22 protein-coding genes and 1 riboswitch are annotated in these 21497 nt (G+C 41.0%); of the genes, 11 read left to right on the top strand and 11 right to left on the bottom strand.

Features of this window, described 5'->3' with window-relative positions:
• Positions 1–5: 5 nt before the first annotated feature.
• A complete protein-coding gene (locus FQ085_RS16320) occupies positions 6–200 on the top strand; it encodes an SE1561 family protein (RefSeq protein ID WP_058386015.1) in 195 nt (64 codons plus the stop codon).
• A gap of 183 nt (positions 201–383) precedes the next feature.
• A complete protein-coding gene (locus tag FQ085_RS16325) occupies positions 384–2252 on the top strand; it encodes a heavy metal translocating P-type ATPase (RefSeq protein WP_149457172.1) in 1869 nt (622 codons plus the stop codon).
• A 28-nt stretch (positions 2253–2280) separates the two neighbouring features.
• On the opposite strand, the gene FQ085_RS16330 is transcribed toward FQ085_RS16325, so the two are convergent.
• Positions 2281–3177: a YihY/virulence factor BrkB family protein gene (locus FQ085_RS16330; RefSeq protein ID WP_058386942.1), complete on the bottom strand. Its 897-nt coding sequence runs from the start codon at positions 3175–3177 to the stop codon at positions 2281–2283.
• 13 nt (positions 3178–3190) lie between these two features.
• Positions 3191–3679, bottom strand: a complete 489-nt coding sequence (locus FQ085_RS16335) for a YtxH domain-containing protein (RefSeq protein WP_058386017.1) — start codon at positions 3677–3679, stop codon at positions 3191–3193.
• 188 nt (positions 3680–3867) lie between these two features.
• On the opposite strand from FQ085_RS16335, the gene FQ085_RS16340 reads away from it, so the two are divergent.
• The gene (locus FQ085_RS16340; protein ID WP_058386018.1) at positions 3868–5229 is read left to right on the top strand and encodes an alanine/glycine:cation symporter family protein; all 1362 of its coding nucleotides are present in this window, start codon (positions 3868–3870) and stop codon (positions 5227–5229) included.
• 58 nt (positions 5230–5287) lie between these two features.
• Positions 5288–5509, top strand: a complete 222-nt coding sequence (locus FQ085_RS16345) for a DUF1128 domain-containing protein (RefSeq protein ID WP_058386019.1) — start codon at positions 5288–5290, stop codon at positions 5507–5509.
• Between the two features lie 582 nt (positions 5510–6091).
• On the opposite strand, the gene FQ085_RS16350 is transcribed toward FQ085_RS16345, so the two are convergent.
• From FQ085_RS16350 to FQ085_RS16365, 4 genes are all read right to left on the bottom strand, one after another.
• Positions 6092–7078: a class I SAM-dependent methyltransferase gene (locus FQ085_RS16350; RefSeq protein ID WP_058386020.1), complete on the bottom strand. Its 987-nt coding sequence runs from the start codon at positions 7076–7078 to the stop codon at positions 6092–6094.
• On the bottom strand, positions 7075–8382 hold the full coding sequence (locus tag FQ085_RS16355; RefSeq protein ID WP_082707495.1) for an FAD-dependent oxidoreductase: 1308 nt from the start codon (positions 8380–8382) through the stop codon (positions 7075–7077). Before FQ085_RS16355 ends, FQ085_RS16350 begins: the two co-directional genes overlap by 4 nt.
• Positions 8383–8493: 111 nt before the next feature.
• Positions 8494–9405: a pseudouridine-5'-phosphate glycosidase gene (locus FQ085_RS16360; RefSeq protein ID WP_058386021.1), complete on the bottom strand. Its 912-nt coding sequence runs from the start codon at positions 9403–9405 to the stop codon at positions 8494–8496.
• Positions 9402–10496 carry a carbohydrate kinase gene (locus FQ085_RS16365; RefSeq protein ID WP_058386022.1) on the bottom strand — a complete coding sequence of 365 codons (1095 nt, stop codon included), beginning with the start codon at positions 10494–10496 and terminating at the stop codon, positions 9402–9404. The genes FQ085_RS16360 and FQ085_RS16365 overlap by 4 nt, the downstream gene beginning before the upstream one ends.
• 149 nt (positions 10497–10645) lie before the next feature.
• Between FQ085_RS16365 and FQ085_RS16370 the strand changes: the two genes are divergently transcribed.
• The 4 genes from FQ085_RS16370 (at position 10646) to FQ085_RS16380 (ending at position 14413) form a co-directional block, all read left to right on the top strand.
• Entirely contained in the window at positions 10646–11878 is a 1233-nt protein-coding gene (locus FQ085_RS16370; protein ID WP_149457173.1) for an aminopeptidase, read from the top strand.
• A gap of 85 nt (positions 11879–11963) precedes the next feature.
• Positions 11964–12104, top strand: coding sequence for a hypothetical protein (locus FQ085_RS18170; protein ID WP_169793158.1), 141 nt, complete (start codon positions 11964–11966; stop codon positions 12102–12104).
• 258 nt (positions 12105–12362) lie between these two features.
• The gene (gene mreBH, locus FQ085_RS16375; RefSeq protein WP_058386024.1) at positions 12363–13370 is read left to right on the top strand and encodes a rod-share determining protein MreBH; all 1008 of its coding nucleotides are present in this window, start codon (positions 12363–12365) and stop codon (positions 13368–13370) included.
• Positions 13371–13846: 476 nt separating this feature from the next.
• On the top strand, positions 13847–14413 hold the full coding sequence (locus FQ085_RS16380; protein WP_058386025.1) for a beta-class carbonic anhydrase: 567 nt from the start codon (positions 13847–13849) through the stop codon (positions 14411–14413).
• 7 nt (positions 14414–14420) lie between these two features.
• Here FQ085_RS16380 and FQ085_RS16385 read toward each other — a convergent pair whose 3' ends face one another.
• The 3 genes from FQ085_RS16385 to FQ085_RS16395 all read right to left on the bottom strand — a co-directional run bounded on the left by FQ085_RS16385 (position 14421) and on the right by FQ085_RS16395 (position 17338).
• Complete coding sequence (locus tag FQ085_RS16385) at positions 14421–14903, bottom strand: DinB family protein (RefSeq protein ID WP_058386026.1); 483 nt, start codon at positions 14901–14903, stop codon at positions 14421–14423.
• An 85-nt stretch (positions 14904–14988) separates the two neighbouring features.
• Positions 14989–15537, bottom strand: a complete 549-nt coding sequence (locus FQ085_RS16390) for a GNAT family N-acetyltransferase (RefSeq protein WP_058386027.1) — start codon at positions 15535–15537, stop codon at positions 14989–14991.
• A gap of 1 nt (position 15538) precedes the next feature.
• Positions 15539–17338, bottom strand: a complete 1800-nt coding sequence (locus FQ085_RS16395) for a M3 family oligoendopeptidase (RefSeq protein WP_149457174.1) — start codon at positions 17336–17338, stop codon at positions 15539–15541.
• Positions 17339–17532: 194 nt separating this feature from the next.
• Between FQ085_RS16395 and FQ085_RS16400 the strand changes: the two genes are divergently transcribed.
• Positions 17533–18264 carry a TspO/MBR family protein gene (locus FQ085_RS16400; RefSeq protein ID WP_078080210.1) on the top strand — a complete coding sequence of 244 codons (732 nt, stop codon included), beginning with the start codon at positions 17533–17535 and terminating at the stop codon, positions 18262–18264.
• Between the two features lie 107 nt (positions 18265–18371).
• On the opposite strand, the gene map is transcribed toward FQ085_RS16400, so the two are convergent.
• Both map and thiT read right to left on the bottom strand, forming a co-directional pair.
• Entirely contained in the window at positions 18372–19124 is a 753-nt protein-coding gene (map, locus tag FQ085_RS16405; protein ID WP_058386030.1) for a type I methionyl aminopeptidase, read from the bottom strand.
• Between the two features lie 134 nt (positions 19125–19258).
• Positions 19259–19834 (bottom strand): energy-coupled thiamine transporter ThiT, encoded by a 576-nt coding sequence (gene thiT, locus FQ085_RS16410; protein ID WP_058386031.1) that lies wholly within the window; start codon positions 19832–19834, stop codon positions 19259–19261.
• A gap of 96 nt (positions 19835–19930) precedes the next feature.
• A riboswitch (TPP riboswitch) is annotated at positions 19931–20028 on the bottom strand.
• Positions 20029–20176: 148 nt separating this feature from the next.
• On the opposite strand from thiT, the gene FQ085_RS16415 reads away from it, so the two are divergent.
• Together FQ085_RS16415 and FQ085_RS18175 are read left to right on the top strand one after the other, a co-directional pair.
• Positions 20177–21250, top strand: a complete 1074-nt coding sequence (locus FQ085_RS16415) for a M20 family metallopeptidase (protein WP_149457175.1) — start codon at positions 20177–20179, stop codon at positions 21248–21250.
• Positions 21251–21315: 65 nt separating this feature from the next.
• On the top strand, positions 21316–21453 hold the full coding sequence (locus FQ085_RS18175; protein ID WP_169793159.1) for a hypothetical protein: 138 nt from the start codon (positions 21316–21318) through the stop codon (positions 21451–21453).
• The last annotated feature ends 44 nt before the right edge of the window (positions 21454–21497 follow it).

Raw genomic sequence — 21497 nt, forward strand, 5'->3', positions numbered from 1 at the left:
ATCAAATGGGAAAATCCATTACGAATAAAGAGCAACAAGTTTCTTATATGAAACAGCGCTTAAGCATGTTTTTAGAAGTATTAGATGCTATCGAACCTGAAAACACAGAACTCGAAGACATTGATCGGTTAATCGCGATGGTTGATGATTTGGATGATAAAATGAAACAATTCCAGTCACGTCCTTCTGAAGATCGATAAGCAGTAAATCCGTTGCCTTTTGGCAGCGGATTTTTTTGTCTTTTACTGTAGTGATAGCTGCTCTATTGCTTAGAAGTAATGTGATAGACTACACAGTAATAGAGTTTTAGTTTTTCCTTTCTGCACCTCCGTCCTTCAGAATTTTTAATTCGACAAATCGATTTAGAAAGGCAGGTATCGCTCATGCTATTTTTAAAAACTCATATCGAATTGATTGCCTCGTTGTTTTCAGGATTTTTAATTGTCATCGCGTTTATACTAGATCTGCAACAGTATTCCACTTATTCAGTCACTACCTTTTTACTAGCTTTTGTAATTGGTGGTTATGCCAAAGCCAAATATGGCATATTGAAAACTTTAGAAGATAGACAATTAAATGTTGAAATCTTAATGATTTTAGCAGCAGTTGGCTCTTCTATCATTGGCTATTGGGCAGAAGGCGCCATCCTAATTTTTATCTTTTCTTTAAGTGGCGCGCTAGAAACGTACACAATGAACAAAAGTCGGAAAGAAATTACCTCGTTAATGGAAATACAGCCCGAATCAGCCTGGCGCGTTCAAAATGGACAAACACTGCGTGTCCCTTTAGGTGACTTGGACATTGGTGATTATATCGTCGTAAAGCCTGGTGAGCGAATACCAGTTGATGGGGTTTTACATACTGGCCAAAGTGCTGTAGACGAATCAGCCATCAGCGGTGAAGCTCTTCCTGTCTCGAAGTATGAAGAAGATGAACTATTTGCAGGGACAGTCAATTTGTCAGGTGCCATCACGATAGAAATGACGAAGCCCAGTTCTGAAACTTTGTTTCAAAAAATAATTGATTTGGTTCAGTCGTCACAAAGTGAAAAGTCCCCTTCTCAGCAATTTATCGAACGCTTTGAAGGTCGTTATGTAAAAGCCGTTCTTGTAGGTTTTGTCATCATGCTATTTGCGCCACATTACGTTTTCGGTTGGGATTGGAACACAACACTTTATCGCGCTATGGTCTTACTTGTAGTAGCTTCTCCTTGTGCACTTGTCGCTTCTATTATGCCAGCCACGCTTGCGGCCATTTCTAACGGCGCAAAAACAGGAATTATCTTCAAAGGTGGCATGCATTTAGAAAACCTGAGCTTGGTTCGTGCTATCGCTTTTGATAAAACGGGCACATTAACACGCGGTCAACCTGAAGTTACAGACTTTGTTATTCGCAAAGGCGCAGATCCTCAACTGACAATGGCAAGAATTGCAGGAATTGAGACACAATCGAATCATCCTTTAGCAAAAGCTATTAGTGATTTTGTTGTTTCTAAAGGAATTGTTCCATTGCCTAACTTATTAATTGAAGATATTCCAGGTAACGGCTTAAAAGCAATAATTGAACAAGAAGAATTTCTCGTCGGTAAGCCGAAATTTGTTGGCGAACAGCTAGCAGAAGTTTTTGAAAATGGGCTATTGGCGAAACTAGCCAATCAAGGAAAAACGGTGACCTTCGTTCGAGACCGCGAAGGAATTCTTGCCGCTATGGCGTTAAAAGATACAGTTCGTACTATTACCAAGGCAACGATTAATGAGTTGGAAAAACTAGGGGTTTACTGCATTATGCTAACAGGTGATAACCACAAAACAGCAGCGGTGATTGCCAAAGAAACTGGAGTCACTGACTATGTCGCAGAATGCATGCCTGCTGATAAAGTAGAAGAAATAAAGAAGTTGTTAAAAAAGTATAAATACGTTGCGATGACAGGTGATGGCATAAATGACGCACCTGCTTTAGCAACGGCAACAACTGGCATTGCGATGGGTGCTGGAACCGATATTGCACTGGAAACCGCTGATGTTATTTTGATGAAAAACGATTTATCGCGCATAGTCTACGCAATCAAGCTTTCACGCAAAATGCAGCGGATCGTCAAACAAAATATTTTCTTTTCTGTTTCAGTCATTATTTTATTGATCATCTCAAATTTTTTTCAGACGATTACTTTGCCCATTGGCGTCATCGGACATGAAGGCAGTACCATTTTAGTTATTTTAAATGGGTTGCGTATGTTGAATCGCAGCATATAAAAAGAAGGCATTCTGAATGAGTGACAATTCAGGATGCCTTCTTTTTGAAATGTCGCCGTTCTTTCATGACAGCGTTAATCTGCCCACCAATTATTAATACCATAGCCGAAATATAAAGCCAAAGCATTAAGATAATCACGCCTCCGATGCTACCGTAAGTTGCTGAAAAATTACCGAAATTGCTGATATAAATTGAAAACAGATAGGAAATCACCAACCAACCAATTGCGGCAAATGCAGCGCCTCCTAAGACGCTTAAAATATTCATTTTTACGTTTGGAGCTAGCCAGTAAATGATGGCACAAGCAACAAATGTAATAATCGTTGGGATGGTAAAACGGATTGAGCTCCAAAGCGCAAGAAACCCTTCTTCCAATCCTAGAAACGAAAAAATCAACAAGCCAAGCTGTTCACCGAAAACGGGCAATGCTAAAGCAATAATCAAAATAAAAATTAGCAAAATGGTCATCAAAATAGACATACCACGCGCGATGAGAAGCGGACGATTTTCTGTTACTTTATAAGACGTATTCAACGACTTGATTAACGAATCCATCCCTAAACTTGCTGACCAAATCGTCGCTAAAATCCCAAAGGATAACAATCCCGTGTTTTGACTTGTCAAAATCTCTTGTAATGTGCTTTCAATCAGCACATAAACCTCTCCAGGTACCACTTCTTGCATATAACTAAAAATTTGCTCTTCTGACAAAGATAAATACGGTAAAAGGGTTACTAAGAAGATCAGTAGAGGGAAAATGGACAATAGGAAAAAAAACGCCAACTGTGCTCCTAGTCCTGGCACGTCGACGTCTTTAATCCGTTGCAACAATTCTTTTAAAAACCCGCTAGTCGTTGTTACATCAAACCTATTTAAACGGGCGCGTTCTTTACTATTAGTTGGTTGTTGCCCTGCAGGTTTCATCGGGACAAACAGCCTATAATCGATTTTGGGAATTTGAACTCCCATTAGCTTGATTTTTTGTGTGGCCGGCATCGTTTGATGATGATCCAGAAGTGCTATCGTTGTCTCCTAAAGAAGTGCTTGGTGATGGATTGTCTTCTTTGACGGCTGATATTACATCATCTTTTGTTTCAACAACAGCCGCTTTTGTATCCATAAATACCTCTTTTGTTTCGAGTGCCATTTCTTTTACTTGTGGTGTCATTTCTTTCAATTCATTTACTTTACTGCCAACGTAAGAAGCATCTTCAGAAATACGAGAATATAGGTTTTGTGCTCTTTCAGCTTGATGCTGGAAAGCCTGTACCAATTCATCTCTATTTGATGCATAGTATTTTGCGCTATTGCTTGCTTTTTTCGATTTTTGAACAACATCGTTTCTAGTATTACTGTCGAGTAATGAAACAATAATTCCTACTGCTGCCCCTACTAATAAACCTGTCATTAACTTGTTTTGACTCATCCTAAATTCCTCCTAAGATAAAAATAATTTTTCACATCTGTTTAGAATTTTCCCTAATCTTAAAAATTTTAAACGCTAATCTAAAAGTTATTTTTAAAAAATAGCTTGACTATCTTTAAAAAATTTCGGAATATTATGTTTACGGGAGGTTTTACAGATAAAAAGGAGAGATAGAAGGGGGAGAGATTATGTCACAAGTTGAAGAGTTATTGGGCACAATTAGCGGTTACATATGGGGACCGCCTTTATTGATTTTATTAGTAGGTACTGGAATTTTCTTAACTGTCCGTCTCGGTGTTCTACAGCTTCGTCTATTGCCCTATGCCTTGAAACTAGTTTTCACTAAAAATACGGATAAAAGCTCTGAAGGGGATATCAGTCACTTTCAGGCACTCTCCACTGCCATGGCTGCTACAGTCGGTACCGGTAATATTGTTGGTGTCGCAACAGCGGTTATTCTCGGCGGACCAGGTGCTATTTTCTGGATGTGGTTCTCAGCATTCTTCGGGATGGCCACGAAATACGGTGAAGCGGTTCTCGCAGTCAAATACCGTGTAGTGGATGCTAAAGGTCAAATGGCTGGAGGACCTATGTATTACTTGGAGCATGGATTAAAACAGAAATGGCTAGCTGTTTTATTTGCTATCTTCGGTGCCCTTGCTGCTTTTGGTATTGGTAATGGCACACAGTCAAACTCAGTTGCTTCGGTTGTTCGTGATACGTTCAGCGTGCCCACATGGATTACAGGCATTATTTTAACCATTTTTACGGCGTTGGTTCTGCTCGGTGGAATTAAGAGCATTGGACGCGTTACTTCATTCTTTGTTCCTTTCATGGCATTGTTTTACATAATCGCAGGAATTATTATTATGATTTTGAACATGGAATTGATTCCAGGAGCTTTTGCTACAATTTTCAGTGCTGCCTTTACAGGTGAAGCAGCAGTTGGTGGTGCTATTGGTGCCGCTATCCGCTACGGTGTGGCACGCGGCGTCTTCTCCAACGAAGCAGGACTTGGTTCCGCTCCGATTGCAGCAGCTGCTGCCATAACAGATCTTCCGGGACGTCAGGCATTGGTGTCTATGACACAAGTGCTTTTCGATACAATCATCATTTGTTCGATTACAGGTGTCACCATTGTCATGTCGGGTCTTTATAAAGACGAGTCACTGGAAGGCGCTGCTTTAACAACTGCTGCTTTTGAACAATTTTTAGGAAGTGCCGGTCCACTTGTAGTGGCGATTGGCTTAATTTTCTTTGCATCCTCTACGATTATTGGATGGTCTTATTACGGAGAGAAATGTTTCCAGTATTTATTCAAAAACCCAGCATTGTTAGTCGTTTATCGCATTGCTTTCGTAGCGATGGTTTTCGTCGGTGCAACCGTTTCACTTGATGTTGTTTGGACGTTCTCTGACGTGATGAATGGTTTGATGGCGTTCCCGAACTTAATTGGTCTTCTTGGTTTGTCTGGTGTTATTGTCTTCGAGACAAAACGCATCGTTGCCAAAATCAAAGAAGAAAAAGAAGCAGAACGCTCTGGCAATTGACATTGCATTTGAATAATGAAATGATAAAGTATACCCATCCGAAAGGCAGGAACTTATCATGGACTTATCAACACCTTCTCCAGAGAATGTTAGCTTTATGATTGAAGAAATAAAAGCAAAATTACGCATGGTTAATGTAGATGCAATGAAAGCTGAGCATTTTAATGCATCTCAATATGAAGACTTGCATGAGCTTTACGAAGTTGTCGCAAATCGCGATAAATTTAGTACGAGCGAAATGCAGGCCATTGCTACTGAGCTTGGTTCTTTACGTAAATAAGATAGTTAAAATCCCCTGAAGGAGACTCCTTTAGGGGATTTTTGATTTGATGCTGTTAATGTGCCTGTCGGAGCAAAACGGTCGTTTCAGCTTTTCTTTTTGGCTAGCTTCAACGACCTGCTCCTCGGGTCATAAGCCATCCCGACTATGCGCCTGTAAACATGCCGCTTCGCCGGTCTGTCTTATGCCTGTCGGTGCAAAACGGTCGTTTCAGCTTTTCTTTTTGGCTAGCTTCAACGACCTGCTCCTCGGGTCATAAGCCATCCCGACTATGCGCCTGTAAACATGCCGCTTCGCCGGTCTGTCTTATGCCTGTCGGTGCAAAACGGTCGTTTCAGCTTTTCTTTTTGGCTAGCTTCAACGACCTGCTCCTCGGGTCATAAGCCATCCCGACTATGCGCCTGTAAACATGTCGCTTCGCCGGTCTGTCTTATGCCTGTCGGAGCAAAACGGTCGTTTCGGCTTTTCTTTTTGGCTAGCTTCAACGACCTGCTCCTCGGGTCATAAGCCATCCCGACTATGCGCCTGTAAACATGCCGCTTCGCCGGTCTGTCTTATGCCTGTCGGTGCAAAACGGTCGTTTCAGCTTTTCTTTTCATAATGTACGACATACCAGCCGCCTTCTTTTATAACAGTTTGGATGCTGAGTAGTTCGAGTCCTGCTTGTTCTCCCCATTCAGCTAGTTCTTCGCGTTCAGGCAACCGGTATAGGTTGTCGAATGATGAGAAAAAGCTATTAAAGACATTGGCAAAAGGTGGGCTGTCACTACCTCCGGCAATAGGTGTAATGATGGATAACATGCCTTCTTCTCTAACCCAGCTAGCCAATTCGTTGAAAAGTTCTTGACGTTTTTCAAGGTCGATATAGTGAATGACGTTGTTCATCATGACCATGTCTTGTGGGTTGTCAGGTTTGTATTTCCAAAGATCTGCTTGTTCGATTGTAATGTTTTTGTTTTTTTCCGTTAGTTTCTTCGCAACTTCTATTACTGAAGGGCTGATTTCAATGCCTGTGAAATGTGTATTGGGGAAGCGTTCAGCTAACTTTTTGATGTAGCCACCTTCGCCGCAGCCAATATCTAATACTGAATCCGCATGTGTTTCTTTTAAGCGTCTAGCTATTTTAGGTAAGGCCAATACTTCTAACAAACGACTTGTTTCTGCTACTGTCGACGCATGTTTTTCTTCATCGTAATGAAGACGCTCTTGGTTACGCATCATGTCTGGATAACTTAAAAGTGTTGGAATGTGCAATTCCATCATTTCTTTCAGTAGCACACCTGAAGAATTATTGCCCTTTGGTTTTGGCAATTTCCAGGCATTCCACGTTTTGTAGCGATTTCTTTCCATCTCTTTTAAATGACCGATAGAAACCCCAATACTCACCCACTGCGTTAAAAGATCTTCATCAAGTTGCAACGCATCTGACACGTCAAATTTTGTCATGGGTCGATCAAACGCTTTAAACAAATCTAGCTCATAGCCAACATATGCGTGCCAGCTATACAAAAAAGGTTCGTTCCGTTTCATATACATCCTTGCCTTAAACATCTTCATTACATCAATCATGTGAGTCCCTCCGTTTTCCATGGATAATCTTCTTCCGGTGTATAATACCTTAATTCTTTCGTATCTTTAGCTAAGTCTTTTATACGGACTGGCATAATGCCTCCTTGAATAAATCGGTCTCGAACGTTTTCTTTCCACATGCCTAGTCCTGAAACATTCAGCATTTGTTTAAAATGAAGAATTGGATCTTCTTCCATTCGTTCAAATGTTCGCTGACGTAAGTAACTCACCGGTTTAAATGGAAACGAATAAGCCAGTGCGGCTAAATGACTTAGCTGGATAACATGGTCCGCCCGTTTATAGCGAACCTTTTCGTACCATTTTAAATTAGTAAGATCGGTTTGTTGCCGTTCAAACATATCTGCCGTTAGTTCGCCGAGAACATCGGCATCTTGAATTGCCATGTTCATGCCTTCTCCTGCCATTGGATGAACCGCATGACTGGCATCTCCAATAATAGCCTTATTGTCTTTTACATATGAATCAGCATGATACATTACAGGAATCATTAATTGTATTTTTTTCCAATCAAGCAATTGCTGTACATAGCCGTCTACTACAGGTGCTAAGTCTGTATAGAGTTTATGAAAATGACTAATTGGTTTTTCTTTTAATGCTTTGTAATCTCCAGGGGGTATTAAATAAACACTGCGAACCTGATCGTCCGGCAGTGGAAAAAGGCCCAAAAAGCGATTGTATGTAGAAATAATTTTACCATCTGTAAAATCTTCTGCACGTGGAAACGTCACTGTTAGAAAGTGGTGGTTGTAAGTAGTTTGTTTGACCTCAACTTCCATCGCTTTACGCGTAACCGATGAACGCCCTTCTGCTCCGAAGAAAAACTGTGCTTCTACTTCAAATTTTTCTGTCCCTTTTTGAAGCAAAGCTGTTCCCTCTCCATAGCCTTTACAAGCCACACCCTTTAAATAGTGGAAATTATCAAACGCACAAGCGGCTTTTAAAATGACGGACTTTAATTCTTCATGATGCATCATATAAGCTGCATTGTACTTACCCGGCAGCACACTATAATCCATGAACGATTGATCTTTTACTTGCAAGGAACTTGAAAGTTCCAGCATATCTAAAACTTTTATTTCATTTGAGCGATTGCATATTTGTTCGTACAGTCCAAGACTATCGAATATTTGCATACTTTTTGGCTGTAGCAGTTCTCCCTTATAAGTAGGTGCCTTAACAGCCATCCGTTCAGCGAGAACTACATTGACACCACGTTGCACCAATTTCAAAGCAAGCGTCAATCCTCCAATGCCCCCACCGCCAATGAATACATCTGCTTTCATCCGCATCATCCCCTTGTGGCTCTTTACCCTAAATTCAATGGAATGAAAACCCATTAAATGCTTCAACTAAAAAAAGAAGCCCACGAATGGACTTCTCTACACAAGCTATTTTTAAAGTTTATTGTAAGCTACAGCAAGTTCTGCTCCAACTTTTGCATTATGCTTCACTAATTCGATATTAGCGACCAAGCTTTTTCCTTCAGTCAATTCTTTCACTTTACCTAGAAGGAAAGGAGTTACTTCTTTACCAGAAATGCCGTTGTCATTTGCTTCAGCCATTGCCTGTGCAATGATGCCGTTAATGAATGACTCTTCTAGAGCATGTTCTGCTGGAATTGGGTTGGCAATAACTGCTCCGCCTTTGATTCCTAAATCCCATTTCGCTTTTAAGACTTGTGCAAGTTCTGCTGCATCGTCACTGCGGAACGTTAAGTCAAATCCGCTTGAACGCGTGTAAAATGCCGGCATTACATTTGTCTGATAGCCGATAACTGGAACGCCTTTTGTTTCAAGGTACTCCATTGTTAAGCCGATATCCAAAATCGATTTTGCACCTGCACACACAACAGCTACTCCCGTATTGGATAACTCTTCAAGATCAGCTGAAACATCCATCGTCGTCTCAGCGCCTCTATGCACCCCGCCTATGCCGCCTGTTGCGAAAACACGAATGCCCGCAAGTTCTGCACAAATCATCGTCGCAGCCACCGTTGTAGCACCGATTTTTTTTGTAGCGATTAATTGGCCGATATCTCTTCTTGAAACTTTAGCAACACCAGGTGTATTGCCGAGCAATTCAAGCTCTTCTTCGGATAAACCAATTTTAATCTTGCCATCCATAATGGCAATGGTTGCTGGAACTGCTCCATTGTCACGGATAATTTGCTCGACCATACGAGCCGTTTCGACATTCTGTGGATAAGGCATACCGTGTGAGATAATCGTCGATTCAAGTGCTACGATCGGTTTTTTGCCCTCTAGTGCCTGCTGTACTTCAGTTGAATAAGATATCATGTTTGTCATTGTAATTCCTCCAGTTCTTTTTGTAGTTGTACTGCCGTCAATTCGTGCCGTACTGTGTCGTTACTTGCTAGCGTTTTTGCTGCATTCATCATACCTGTACGGATAATTGTTTCGAATTCTTGATCCTCCATGACACTGTGGACAATGGCACTTGAAAATGCATCGCCAGCCCCTGTTACATCGGTAACTTGATCGACTTGCATAGAAGGATAATAACGAATGCCGGTAGAATTCCCAGCCATTGCTCCTTCTTTTCCAGCTGTAATAACTACAGCTTCCGCTCCTCGATTTACTAATTGTTGAACTGCTTGTTGCCAGTCATCTAGTGAATCGATGGACACTTGCAAATATTTACTTGCTTCGTCACGGTTTAAGATTAGCCAGCTGATTCCAGTCAAATCTTCACTTAACCGATCCATTTTTGGAGCAGATACGGGAATGACCGCCAGCGGGATTTTATTGGCAGAAGCTAACTGTCTTACATATTCAACAGTTTCCAGAGGACAATTTAAATCGATGACGAGAAAAGCAGCTGATAATAGCGTACTGTCATTTTTAGAAATATACTCCGGTGTCAGAAAATCGTAAATTTTCATATCAGCCATCGCCAACAGCATTTCACCATCGGGTTCTAAAATGGCTGTGTATGTTCCCGTCGAAAATCCTTCGACAGCTTTGGTTAGTTCAGTCGACATAAATGAGTTTGACGCTGACTCGATTAACTTCCATTCTGAATCATTGCCTACAATGGACAAGAGTTTAACAGAATGACCGAGTCTTCCTAGATTCTCGGCTACATTTCTTGCCACTCCACCAACACTACCGGATACTGATGCAGGATTTGACGTTCCCATCTGCGCTCGATGTTGAATCAGAAATTTTCTGTCGACATTGGCACCACCGATGCAGATCACCGTTTTTTCTTCTGGCAACACATAAGCACGTCCTAAAATCTTTCCTTGTTTCATTAAGTTCGAAATAAAGTTGGCAAGCGACGGTCTAGACATATTCAAGTGTTCTGCCATCTCCTGCTGTGACAAATAAGGGTTTCGCCGGATCAATTCCAACACTTCTACTTCTTTTTGATTCATCGTAACACCTCCAACTTAAACATTTGTTTAAATCATAAACTTTTATAACTAAAATAGCAAGTAAAAATAGTAATTCGAATATCGTTATAAATTGTTGCAGGTAGTAACTGAAAATTGCTACTATAGATAGGATGAGAGGAGAGATTTATTTGACATCATTTAATGAAAAGTTATCTCGCTATGCTGAACTGGCTATAAAAGTGGGAGTAAATATCCAACCTGGTCAACAACTTTATATTGCTGCAACCATTGATTCGGCACCATTCGTTCGTTTACTTACAGAAAAAGCATATCAAACAGGGGCTAAACAAGTCTATATTGATTGGGCTGACGATACCGTTACACGGCTGCGCTTTGAATTAGCGCCAGAAGAGGCGTTTACTGAATTTCCTGCCTGGAAAGTACAAGAGCGTGAACAATTAGCAGAGCAAGGTGCTGCATTTATTAGCATCGTGTCACAGAGCCCGGATCTATTGACGGGAATTGATGCGACACGTATTGCAGCTTCACAAAAAGCTACAGGTCAAGCATTGAGTAAATATCGGCAGTATGTCCAATCAGACAAAATTAGTTGGACAGTTCTTGCAGCACCTTCCCAAAAATGGGCAGCTAAAGTATTTCCAGACGTACCAGCAAATCAGCAAGTTGACATGCTATGGGATGCCATTTTCAAAGCTGTACGTGTAGACTTAGATCAACCAATTGAAGCATGGGCTGAGCATGATCGCTTATTGCATACCAAAGTCGATTATTTGAACGACAAAAAATATGCGAAACTTCATTACACATCACCGAAAACAGATTTGGAAGTTGCTCTTCCAGCAGGACATCTTTGGTGTGGTGCAGGTTCAGTTAACGAAAAAGGCGATACGTTCATGGCAAATATGCCAACTGAAGAAGTATTCACCGTTCCTCATAAAACGGGTGTAAACGGCTATGTTTCGAGCACAAAACCACTGAGCTATGGCGGCAATATTATTGATGACTTTAAAGTAACGTTTAAAGATGGGAAAATCATCGACGTGACTGCAGCACAAGGAGAAGAAGTCTTGAAACAATTAGTTGCTACTGATGAAGGTTCACACTTCCTTGGTGAAGTGGCGCTGGTTCCTCATCAGTCACCGATTTCTGATTCGAATATTCTTTTCTATAACACATTGTTTGATGAAAATGCTTCAAACCATTTCGCTATCGGAAGTGCTTATGCATTCTGCCTTGAAGGTGGGAAAACCATGTCACCAGAAGATTTGTTGAAAAACGGCTTGAATCAAAGCATCACACATGTTGATTTTATGGTTGGGTCTTCTGAAATGAATATTGATGGGATCTTGGAAGATGGTTCCCGTGAGCCGATTTTCCGCAACGGCAATTGGGCATTTTAAGTATCGATAATTCGACACTTATTTTTTGCTTCGATATCGGGTATACTTAATATTGATAATTACAGTTTAGAGAGGAGTTATCATTATGTTTTACGATCTTACCGTAGTACTTGGCTTTATGGCCGTAATCTTCATGTTTTTCTTTACGCTTCTTCACTTTCTTGGGAAAGAGCTCCACACGCACGACGCAGAACATGTAGATCCTATTCCTGAAAAAAAATACTAAGCGATAAAAGCCGGTTTCTTCATTGAAGCCGGTTTTTATGTTTGTTACTATATCTCTTGTTCTATACGAGCAGAAGGTTTTAATAAAATACCTGTTACCAGATCATTAAGTAGTCTAGCCACTCAGTCTACTCTGTATGAAAACAACTGTATTTTTCCCTTCCGCTATGTTTTAGGTTCCTTCGACACTTTCACTTAGTCTTCTATAATGGTAAAATCCGTACTAGTTAGCGTCTTTATTTATAGGAGGAATTCACGTATGTTTTCTGCAACAGCTATTGGGATTGATTTAGGAACTGCAAATATATTAGTGTATACAAAAGAAAAAGGCATCATCATAAATGAACCTTCTGTAGTCGCATTGGATGCGAAAACTCGGAACATCTTAGCGGTTGGTAATGAGGCGAAAGCCATGCTTGGCAAAGCTCCTGACTCTATTGATGTGATTCGCCCTTTAAAAGACGGCGTTATCGCAGATTTTGATGTAACAAGAGAACTTTTAACAATTATTATGCAAAGAGCTGCTAAGCAATTAGGCAGCGCTTTTCGTAAGCCTAACGTTATGGTCTGCACACCTTCTGGAGCTACCACGGTCGAACGCCGCGCTATTCACGATGCAGTGAAACAAGGCGGTGCTAAGACCGTTCACTTAATCGAAGAAACTGTCGCAGCAGCTATTGGTGCGGATTTACCAATTAGTGAGCCGGTTGCAAGCGTTATTGTAGACATTGGTGGCGGCACAACAGAGGTTGGCATCATTTCTTTTGGTGGTGTGGTTTCTTCAAATACAGTAAAAGTGGCAGGCGATCGCATGGATGAAGATATCATTCATTATGTCCGCAAAAAGTACAATGTCTTAATCGGCGAACAGACTGCTGAAAATATCAAAAAAGAAATTGGCTATGCACCTGTTCCACATGAAGCTGAATACATGGATATAAGGGGCCGCGATATCTTAACCGGATTGCCGAAAACCATCAACTTAAGTTCTCACGAAACACAAGAAGCGCTAAAAGAATCGCTATCTGCCATTTTAGAATGCATCCGTGCGACCTTGGAAAATTGTCCTGCTGAATTATCAGGCGATATGGTTGACCAAGGTGTCGTTATTTCTGGAGGTGGTGCATTGCTAAAAGGCATGCAAGAATGGTTATCAAAAGAAATTTCGGTACCTGTTCATATCGCGCCACACCCTCTTGAGTCTGTCGCTATTGGCACAGGCCTATCACTTGGCATGATTAAACAACTCGAAAAAATGTCACGTTGATCAGTAAAAGCTAGGAGGCTGTCCCAAAAGTCATAAAAAAAGACTTTTGGGGACAGCCCCTTTTTTTATTTGTGAGAAAAGACGATTTTTATGTGAAATCTGGAGATGACTTTCCCGATAGTACGGAGAAAGTGTGTTCAGTCCTATCCAAGAGCAATCGGTCGTTCAGGCGATTCCTCTTCCTGGGCCTCGATAAAGTGCATACGACGTTCGGGATTGTGGCATGGACCTACAATCTCCTAGAAAGTAGCGGGCATTCGGCAACTGCTTTCAAGGGACTTATGAGACACCCCCCTGTTTTTCTTCGGTTCGAGAACCTGTTTTCTAAATTTTTTATAAAAGACAAGCTGTTAACAAAAAAAGAAAGTTAATAGATGACTTTTTTCCTGATTTTTTGCATTATGTCAGTTTCAATTCGTATTTTTCAGACATTAGGATTAAACTTAATAAGTATCAGTCGATAAGGGGGAACTATAATGGCTTTATTAGACCAAATCTTAGAGTACAACGAAGTGTTCGTAAAGGAAAAGCGTTACGAGGAATTTATAACGACTAAATTTCCGGATAAAAAATTCGTCATTTTAACATGTATGGATACACGACTTTTAGAAATGCTACCGAAAGCGATGAATTTCAAAAATGGGGATGCGAAAATTGTTAAAAGTGCCGGAGCTGTCATCAACCACCCATTTGGTGGTATTATGCGCAGCCTACTTGTAGCTGTATACGAACTGAATGCAGATGAAATTTATATTGTTGGCCATCATGACTGCGGCATGTCTGCTATAGATCCTGATGTAATCCTTGATAAAATGAAAAAACGAGGAATAGATGAAAAGACCATTGAGATGATGAAGTATTCAGGAGTCAATTTAGAAGGTTGGCTTGGTGGATTTGACGACGTAGCAGAAAGTGTCGCTCATAGTGTCGACATGGTACGTCATCATCCCTTACTAGTCAATACAGTCCCAGTTCATGGCCTGGTTATTGATCCAACTACTGGAAAATTAGATGTTGTTGTTAATGGAAACGAAAACCGCTGAGAGTTTCTCAGCGGTTTTGTTTTTGGTAATAGATGTAATCAAGCGCCATGCCTTCTTTCCCGAATTGCCGTAGCAAAGACGTTACCTGCCCCCTGTGATAGCTAGCATGATTAACAAAAGTGAATAGCATTTCTTCTCTAGTTGTGGAAAAATCATCTCCGCGCATATTTCGATAATGGAGCGTTTCTTGCCACTGCGCTTCAGGTAAAGAGGCGAAAAATAATTCCATTTCAGCATGAAGCAACATAAAACTTTCTGCTGCTTGTTCCGTTGTTTCTACATCGAAATGTTCAAATGTCGGATTCGCTACACCTGACATTCGAAGCAACCACAGTTTTTCCACGCCTAAAACATGCTCTGTTGTTTCTTGAATCGAAGCAAAAGAATTGATTCCTTCTGTTTTGTAAAGTTCTTCGCCTAAATCTCTAACGTGTTGCAGGCAGGCTAATGTGGCCCATTTGTGATAGGAGAACATTTTGTCTTTGTTCAATTTACACACCTCTCTCTACCGCTACTCACGATTCAAACCAACGTCGCGCATCTTTCCACCATTTTTTATAGGTGGCCTTGCCCTTTCAAAATTCTTCCTCAATTACTGAATAATAAAAATGGTCTTTCCACTCACCATTTATATAGAGAAAACTCTTCAACAAGCCTTCTTGTCGAAAACCCGTTTTCTCCAACACGCGAATAGAGCCCACATTATCCGGAGAAACATAAGCTTCGACTCGGTGAAGACGAAGCTGTTCAAAACCAAAGACCGTCATTAAGTTGACTGCTTCTGTAGCAATCCCTTTACCCACATACACCTTATCAATCGAATAACCGATCAAAGCACTTAAAAAAGGCATCCGTTTCACGCTGTACACGGAGATGTGTCCAATCAACTTATTGGTATTGTGTTCAAAGATCCCAACGCTGTATTCTCGATTTTCTCTCGCTTGATAAATCGATTCCCGAATTTTTTCTCGCTGAACGCTCGCTGAGAAATAGCTGTCTCGATGACGTGGTTCGTAGACAGACCAGTATTCTCGGTTACGAAGCAGCAATTGCACCATTTCCTCTGCATCTTCAACCGCTAAACTGCGCAGATAGCATGTCTGCCCTTCAAAAAGCAAATTCACACTAGGCCTCAGTAGATGTCAATGAAATGAATTCCTTGGCATCTTGAACACATAAGGCAATTCCTTTTTCCCAAAACGCCTGTTGTGTAATATCTTCGCCTAAATGCTTCATTGCTAAGTCTTCTGCTGACATTACCGCTGTATCACGAAGTAAAGCCATGTACTTTCCTTCAAAACTATCCCCTTCTTCTAAAGCTTTTGCGTATACGCTCAAAGAGAATAAATAACCAAAGGTGTAAGGGAAATTGTAAAAAGGTACTTGGGTAATATAAAAATGCAATTTGGATGCCCAGAAATGTGGATGCGTTGACGCCAATCCGCCCGCAAATCCTTCTGTTTGAGCCTGCTCCATTAATTCATTTAATCTAGCTGCAGGAACAACACCATTTTTACGTTCTTCATAAAAACGAGTTTCAAAAAGGAAGCGCGAATGAATGTTCATGAAGAAAGCAACACTACGCTGAACTTTATCTTCTAGCAACGCAATTTTCTCTTCATTGGACTGGGCATTTTTCACAGCTGCATCTGCCACAATCATTTCTGCAAATGTAGACGCTGTTTCTGCGACATTCATGGCATACGAACGGTTTAACGCGTGAACTGGACGAAGAGCGAAAGAATGAAATGCATGCCCAAGTTCATGAGCCAAAGTTGCCACATTAGACATCGAGCCACTATAAGTCATGAAAATACGCGATTCTTCACCTAATGGCAAGCTTGTACAAAATCCACCAGGTCGTTTGTTCGGACGATCTTCTGCTTCGATCCAGCCATTTTCAAAAGCTTGCTGTGCAAATTGCTCTAGTTCCGGACCAAATTTTCCAAATTGCTTAAGGATAAATTCTGCCCCTTCTTGATAAGAAAATTGTTGCGTACTTTCCGTTACTGGTGCATCCACGTCATACCAATCCAGTCCGTCTTTTCCAAGTAGTTTTCCTTTTTGGTTTAAATAATCAACAAAAGGCTGTTTGTTTTTACTAATAGCTCCCCACATGGCATCTAAGGTTTCTTGCTTCATGCGATTAATGTGTAAGGGTTCTTGAAGGGGATTGTCCCATCCACGTTTTTTATACGTTTCCAAACGAAAGCCACCAATGGAATTCAAGGTTTTGGCAAAGAATTCTTCTTTCTCTGTCCATGCTTCCTCTAATTTTTGGTAGGACTCTTTTCGAACTGCTGCATCTTTATGAGAACTCAGATTATTCGCTTGTCCTACCGATAATGACTTCTCTTCGCCGTCCACTGTGACTGTAACGTTAATTTCGCCAACTAGCATATCGTATAATTGGCCCCAGCTGTGATACCCGTCAATACTTAACGCGGTAATCAAGCCTTCCTCTTTTTCAGAAAGTAACATTTTTGCCTCGTCACGCCACTCGTTTAAGACAAACGTAAATTTACGTAAAGACTCTTCGTTTACTAGTTCGTTCCATATGCCATCCTCGGTCTTTACTAAATCTTGTTGGATTTTCTGAAAAGAGTTTTGGAAACGTGCAGATAAGGTCGAAGCTTCACTTTCTAAAATACCTGCTTTTTTATCTTGTGTATTTTGTGCCATCAAACAGCCAATAAATGAACCTGCTTGACTGAGATGGCGCATTACATGGCTCATTTGTTCAAGCAAGTCAGCAACTTTTGGTGCATCTTCTTTCGTCGTTAGTACTTCAAATTTTTGGACGTGCTCTTCAAATTCAGAGAGTTTGTTTACTGCCTCGTCCATATGTAGCCGCAATTCCCGCGATTCACTTCCTCCTGGAAATAGCGTGTCCAAATCCCATTGTTCTGGATAGGTAACTGTCATAATTTCTCCTCCTGATAAACTAAATTTTCTAAAAACACTTCTTTAGTATATCATTTTTCTTTCCGAAACCGGAACAATATTCCACTCTTCAAGCTAATACTTCACCTTATCGACATGTTTAGGGATTTTTTTGGAAAAGGTTAATTGTTGATTGAAACGACGACAGGTATACTAAAATGAAGGAGGGATTCTGCATGATTCGTATTTTACTTATGACAATTTCTTTTATTGCTGTCGTTGTCATGAATACTTTGGCAAATACCTTGCCGTTAAACGATCAAACTACAGGTGACGTGTCTAACCGACTGTTAGTCTTGTTTACACCAGCCGGTTACGTATTTTCAATTTGGTCCATCATCTATCTTTTGCTGGCTGTTTGGATTGTTGCTTTCTGGATACGTTTAAGAAAAGGACAGACCCCTTCACACAAGATCACTTTGTTTTTCGTCTTAAGCTGCCTGTTCAATATAAGTTGGCTCCTGTTATGGCATTATGAGTTTTTTGCCTGGTCCATTGTCGCCATGCTTGGCTACTTGATAGCGTTGATTGCTCTTTACCTGCAATATGGAAATTCGGAAAGATCGTTTACTGAACGGCTGCCTATTTCAATCAATATGGGATGGATTAGTGTAGCCACTATAGCCAACATCAGTTTCGTCTTAACTTTTTACAATTGGAGCGGTTGGGGGTTGAGCGATCAGCTGTGGACAGTTATTATGTTGACAGTCGCGACTGCAATCGCTTTGCATATTCGGTTTCATCATATGGATATTCCTTTCGCTTTGGTCTTTATATGGGCGTTCATTGGAATTGCTGTTAAACACGGTACAGACGAAATGTTAGTAACAACCGCATCTCTTTTCTTGAGCGGCGTTATCTTAACCGGTATTTTGCTCATAAAAAAAAGAACGGCACCTACTCAATAAATCTGCGAGAGACTCGATTAGAGCGAGCTTGTCTGCAGATTTTTTGCATTCACATTCAACTAACATAAAAAAGAGATTCGGCTATTCCACCGAATCTCTTTTTTATGTTAGCTGTTTAGTTTAGTCAATAAAATCGGTTCACCTTTTGTTACCAATACAGTATGCTCGATTTGCGCGACCAATGATTGATCCGGTGTTATAAATGTCCAGCCATCACCTGACTCGATAATGTGCTCGGCTTTTTGAGAGATAAAGGGCTCTACTGCAAGTACCATGCCTTCTTTTAAAATCGTCGTCTCCCAAGCATCGTAATAATTTAAAATATGTTGAGGCGCTTCGTGAAGTGATTTACCAATGCCATGTCCAGTCAAGTTTTTGATGACGAACAAACCTTGCTCTTTCGCTTCACGTTCAACAGCCTTACCAATTTGGTTGAGTTTTGCACCGGCTTTGACTTTCGTCATCGCGCGGTCAAATGCCGAAGCGGCTGCTTCACAAATTTTTTCTTTTTCAGCATGTCCTTCGCCTACGACAAATGAAATTCCTGTATCAGAGAAGAATCCTTCATATGACCCCGAAACATCGATATTCACAATATCTCCATCTTGGATGACACGGCTACCTGGAATACCATGAGCCACTTCTTCGTTGACGCTGATACATGTATACCCAGGAAAATCATATTCTGATTTTGGACCGGAAACGCCACCCAGCTCCTCAAATAATTGACCGCCCAGTTCGTCGATTTCTTTTGTCGTGACTCCAGCTTTTGTGGCAGCTTTCATCGCTTCCCGAATTTCAGCCACCATTTGGCCAGCTTTTTTTAACATTTCAATCTCTTTTTCATTAGTTGCTATCATCAATGACCCTTCTTTCAAGCTTTTCTATTCAAGAATTATACCACAAAATTAAAAGGGATTCTCTTCTACAGGTCTAACTAGTCCTGAATCCAAAGATTGAAAAGAAGGCTGTCAAAAGACAGCCTTCTACCATTTCAAGCTTCTGCATCTACCAATTTCGGTGCAGCCGCAAAAAGCGCAGCACAGACAAAAGCAGCAAGCAAGAATACCGGTATCATGTAAGTTGCATTATAGATGACCGAATAGATGATCACATTGCCTTCAGCAAACATGCCGAAGAACAAAATACCTGTAATAACATGGACCAAGTAGCGCAACACAGAAGCGATTAGCACTCCTACTACTATAGCCGTTATCATTTTACCCGTTTGCTTAGCTTGCGCATGTTGCATATACTTTGCACGCATAACGCCCGCTACCCCAACAACTCCATACGCTAAAATATAATCCAGCAAGACCTGCATGACAACAAACCCAAACGATAATGGGGTGACAGAGATAAATCCAGAAACGATTTGCAGGAGCCCGACTAAAATCCCAGTTAGAATTCCGGCACCTGCACCTCTTCTAAAAGCAATTAAAACAATTGGAATCATTACCAAGCTGACCGAGCCGCCTTGTGGCATCCGGAAAGAAATGAAATCCAACACAAATCCAAGAGCCGCGAAAATTGCAATTTCTGTCATCAACAATACTTTTTTATTTCTCATGACTTCCTCCTTAGGTGTTGTGTACATCACCAGAAGGGTCGTGAATAAAACCATATTAAAAACGACGTCAGGACAGAGCCTGGCGTCGTTGTAAGAGCCGGTTTCCATCCACATCCCTGCGCAAGTGTTAACTTACAGGTTCAAAGGGTAAGAACAAATGTTCACTCTCAGCAAAAGCTCCCCTTGTGGTGTATACAACTATATTAACAGTCACCTGTATTGTACACAACGCTGTTCTTTTATGCAACATCGTTTTAAGATGATGTGATAGGGTAAAGATGAGAATAGTTACGATACTTGAAAGGTGGTGGAGGCAGCCGGGATATTAGGCTTGCCAAAAGGATGATTGAATTGTTAAAAGAATTGATAAAGATTCAAAGTGATACCAAAGAGGGTGCCAACAAAGCTCTTCTTTTCTGTGCCGATTGGCTAAAAACCAAAGGAGAATCCGTGAAGGTTCATGACAATAAAGGCTACTTGATGTTGACAGCTGTTAAAGGGCAAGGAGAAGAGACGATTGTCTGGAATGGTCACGTTGATGTAGTTCCGGGTCATAAAGAGCAATTTGTACCTGTTGAAGAAGGAGATCGACTTTACGGGCGAGGCGCTGCTGACATGAAAGCCGGAGTTGCAGCCATGATGCAGGCGTTTGTCGAACTCGACAGTTCCCTCGTAACTCGCGAAGTGCAGTTACATATTGTCACTGATGAAGAAATTGGCGGACGCCATACATCCAAGTGGCTCGTCGAACAAGGATTCCACGGTGATTTTGTCATTTGCGGAGAACCTACCGGATTAAAAGTCGGGCTTCAATCTAAAGGGATTTTGAGAATGGATATGGTTTTTAAAGGAAAACCTGCTCATGGTAGTCGTCCATGGGAAGGAATTAACGCCATTGAATCTGCGATGAAATTCCATCTGGCTGTCGCCGATTTACCGTTCCGAAAAGAATCCACCGAATATTACGAGCAACCTTCTGTCAATCTGCCCATCATCAAAGCAGGACAACGCTATAATGTCGTTCCTGAAGTTTGTGAAATGTCTTACGATATCCGTTTTATGCCAGGACAGCAAAAAGAAGAGATCGTTCGACAATTGGTGGACTTGGCTGAGACTTTGAACGTTACTATGGATTATAAAGCTTCGGGATCTACACCTCCTCTGACAACTACAAAAGACAATCCATTTATTCAAAGCTTGCAAAAAGCAATTACAGCTACTACACAACAACAAGCTGTTTTGTTTGGTCAGCACGGCGCAGCCGACACACGTTATTATGCAGCTGTAAACGGCGGTGAAGGTGCCATTGAATTCGGACCAAGTGGTGACGACTGGCATGGCAATGCGGAATATGTAACGATTTCAAGTGTTCACGCATACAAAAACATCTTGCTGGCACATGCGCAACTGACGTAAAAGGTTTGCATTATAGAGAACTCGGGAAAACAACAATCACTACGATTATGAATGGAGAGATTTAAATGGCAATTGGAAGACTACTGAAATCTGCAATCAAATATGGCCCTATAGCATATCCCATTATTCGCAAAGTATTAAACAAAAGAAAACAAGGCAAAGCAGGTCAATCCCCTACTAAACAGCCTACTAAAAAACGCTAATAAAAAACGTTCTGGCATATATGCCGGAACGTTTTTTATTAGCA

Source organism: Planococcus sp. ANT_H30 (assembly GCF_008369335.1).
GTDB lineage: Bacteria > Bacillota > Bacilli > Bacillales_A > Planococcaceae > Planococcus > Planococcus kocurii.

Bases quoted from the DNA above. Each gene is read 5' to 3' on its own strand.
- FQ085_RS16360 (WP_058386021.1), bottom strand. From the start codon at position 9,405: ATGACAAACATGATATCTTATTCAACTGAAGTACAGCAGGCACTAGAG.
- FQ085_RS16335 (WP_058386017.1), bottom strand. From the start codon at position 3,679: ATGAGTCAAAACAAGTTAATGACAGGTTTATTAGTAGGGGCAGCAGTA.
- FQ085_RS16400 (WP_078080210.1), top strand. From the start codon at position 17,533: ATGATTCGTATTTTACTTATGACAATTTCTTTTATTGCTGTCGTTGTC.
- FQ085_RS16340 (WP_058386018.1), top strand. From the start codon at position 3,868: ATGTCACAAGTTGAAGAGTTATTGGGCACAATTAGCGGTTACATATGG.
- FQ085_RS16325 (WP_149457172.1), top strand. From the start codon at position 384: ATGCTATTTTTAAAAACTCATATCGAATTGATTGCCTCGTTGTTTTCA.
- FQ085_RS16330 (WP_058386942.1), bottom strand. From the start codon at position 3,177: ATGAAACCTGCAGGGCAACAACCAACTAATAGTAAAGAACGCGCCCGT.
- thiT (WP_058386031.1), bottom strand. From the start codon at position 19,834: ATGAGAAATAAAAAAGTATTGTTGATGACAGAAATTGCAATTTTCGCG.
- FQ085_RS18175 (WP_169793159.1), top strand. From the start codon at position 21,316: ATGGCAATTGGAAGACTACTGAAATCTGCAATCAAATATGGCCCTATA.
- FQ085_RS16345 (WP_058386019.1), top strand. From the start codon at position 5,288: ATGGACTTATCAACACCTTCTCCAGAGAATGTTAGCTTTATGATTGAA.
- FQ085_RS16350 (WP_058386020.1), bottom strand. From the start codon at position 7,078: ATGATTGATGTAATGAAGATGTTTAAGGCAAGGATGTATATGAAACGG.
- FQ085_RS16355 (WP_082707495.1), bottom strand. From the start codon at position 8,382: ATGAAAGCAGATGTATTCATTGGCGGTGGGGGCATTGGAGGATTGACG.
- mreBH (WP_058386024.1), top strand. From the start codon at position 12,363: ATGTTTTCTGCAACAGCTATTGGGATTGATTTAGGAACTGCAAATATA.
- FQ085_RS16320 (WP_058386015.1), top strand. From the start codon at position 6: ATGGGAAAATCCATTACGAATAAAGAGCAACAAGTTTCTTATATGAAA.
- FQ085_RS18170 (WP_169793158.1), top strand. From the start codon at position 11,964: ATGTTTTACGATCTTACCGTAGTACTTGGCTTTATGGCCGTAATCTTC.
- FQ085_RS16380 (WP_058386025.1), top strand. From the start codon at position 13,847: ATGGCTTTATTAGACCAAATCTTAGAGTACAACGAAGTGTTCGTAAAG.
- FQ085_RS16365 (WP_058386022.1), bottom strand. From the start codon at position 10,496: ATGAATCAAAAAGAAGTAGAAGTGTTGGAATTGATCCGGCGAAACCCT.
- FQ085_RS16415 (WP_149457175.1), top strand. From the start codon at position 20,177: ATGATTGAATTGTTAAAAGAATTGATAAAGATTCAAAGTGATACCAAA.
- FQ085_RS16395 (WP_149457174.1), bottom strand. From the start codon at position 17,338: ATGACAGTTACCTATCCAGAACAATGGGATTTGGACACGCTATTTCCA.
- map (WP_058386030.1), bottom strand. From the start codon at position 19,124: ATGATAGCAACTAATGAAAAAGAGATTGAAATGTTAAAAAAAGCTGGC.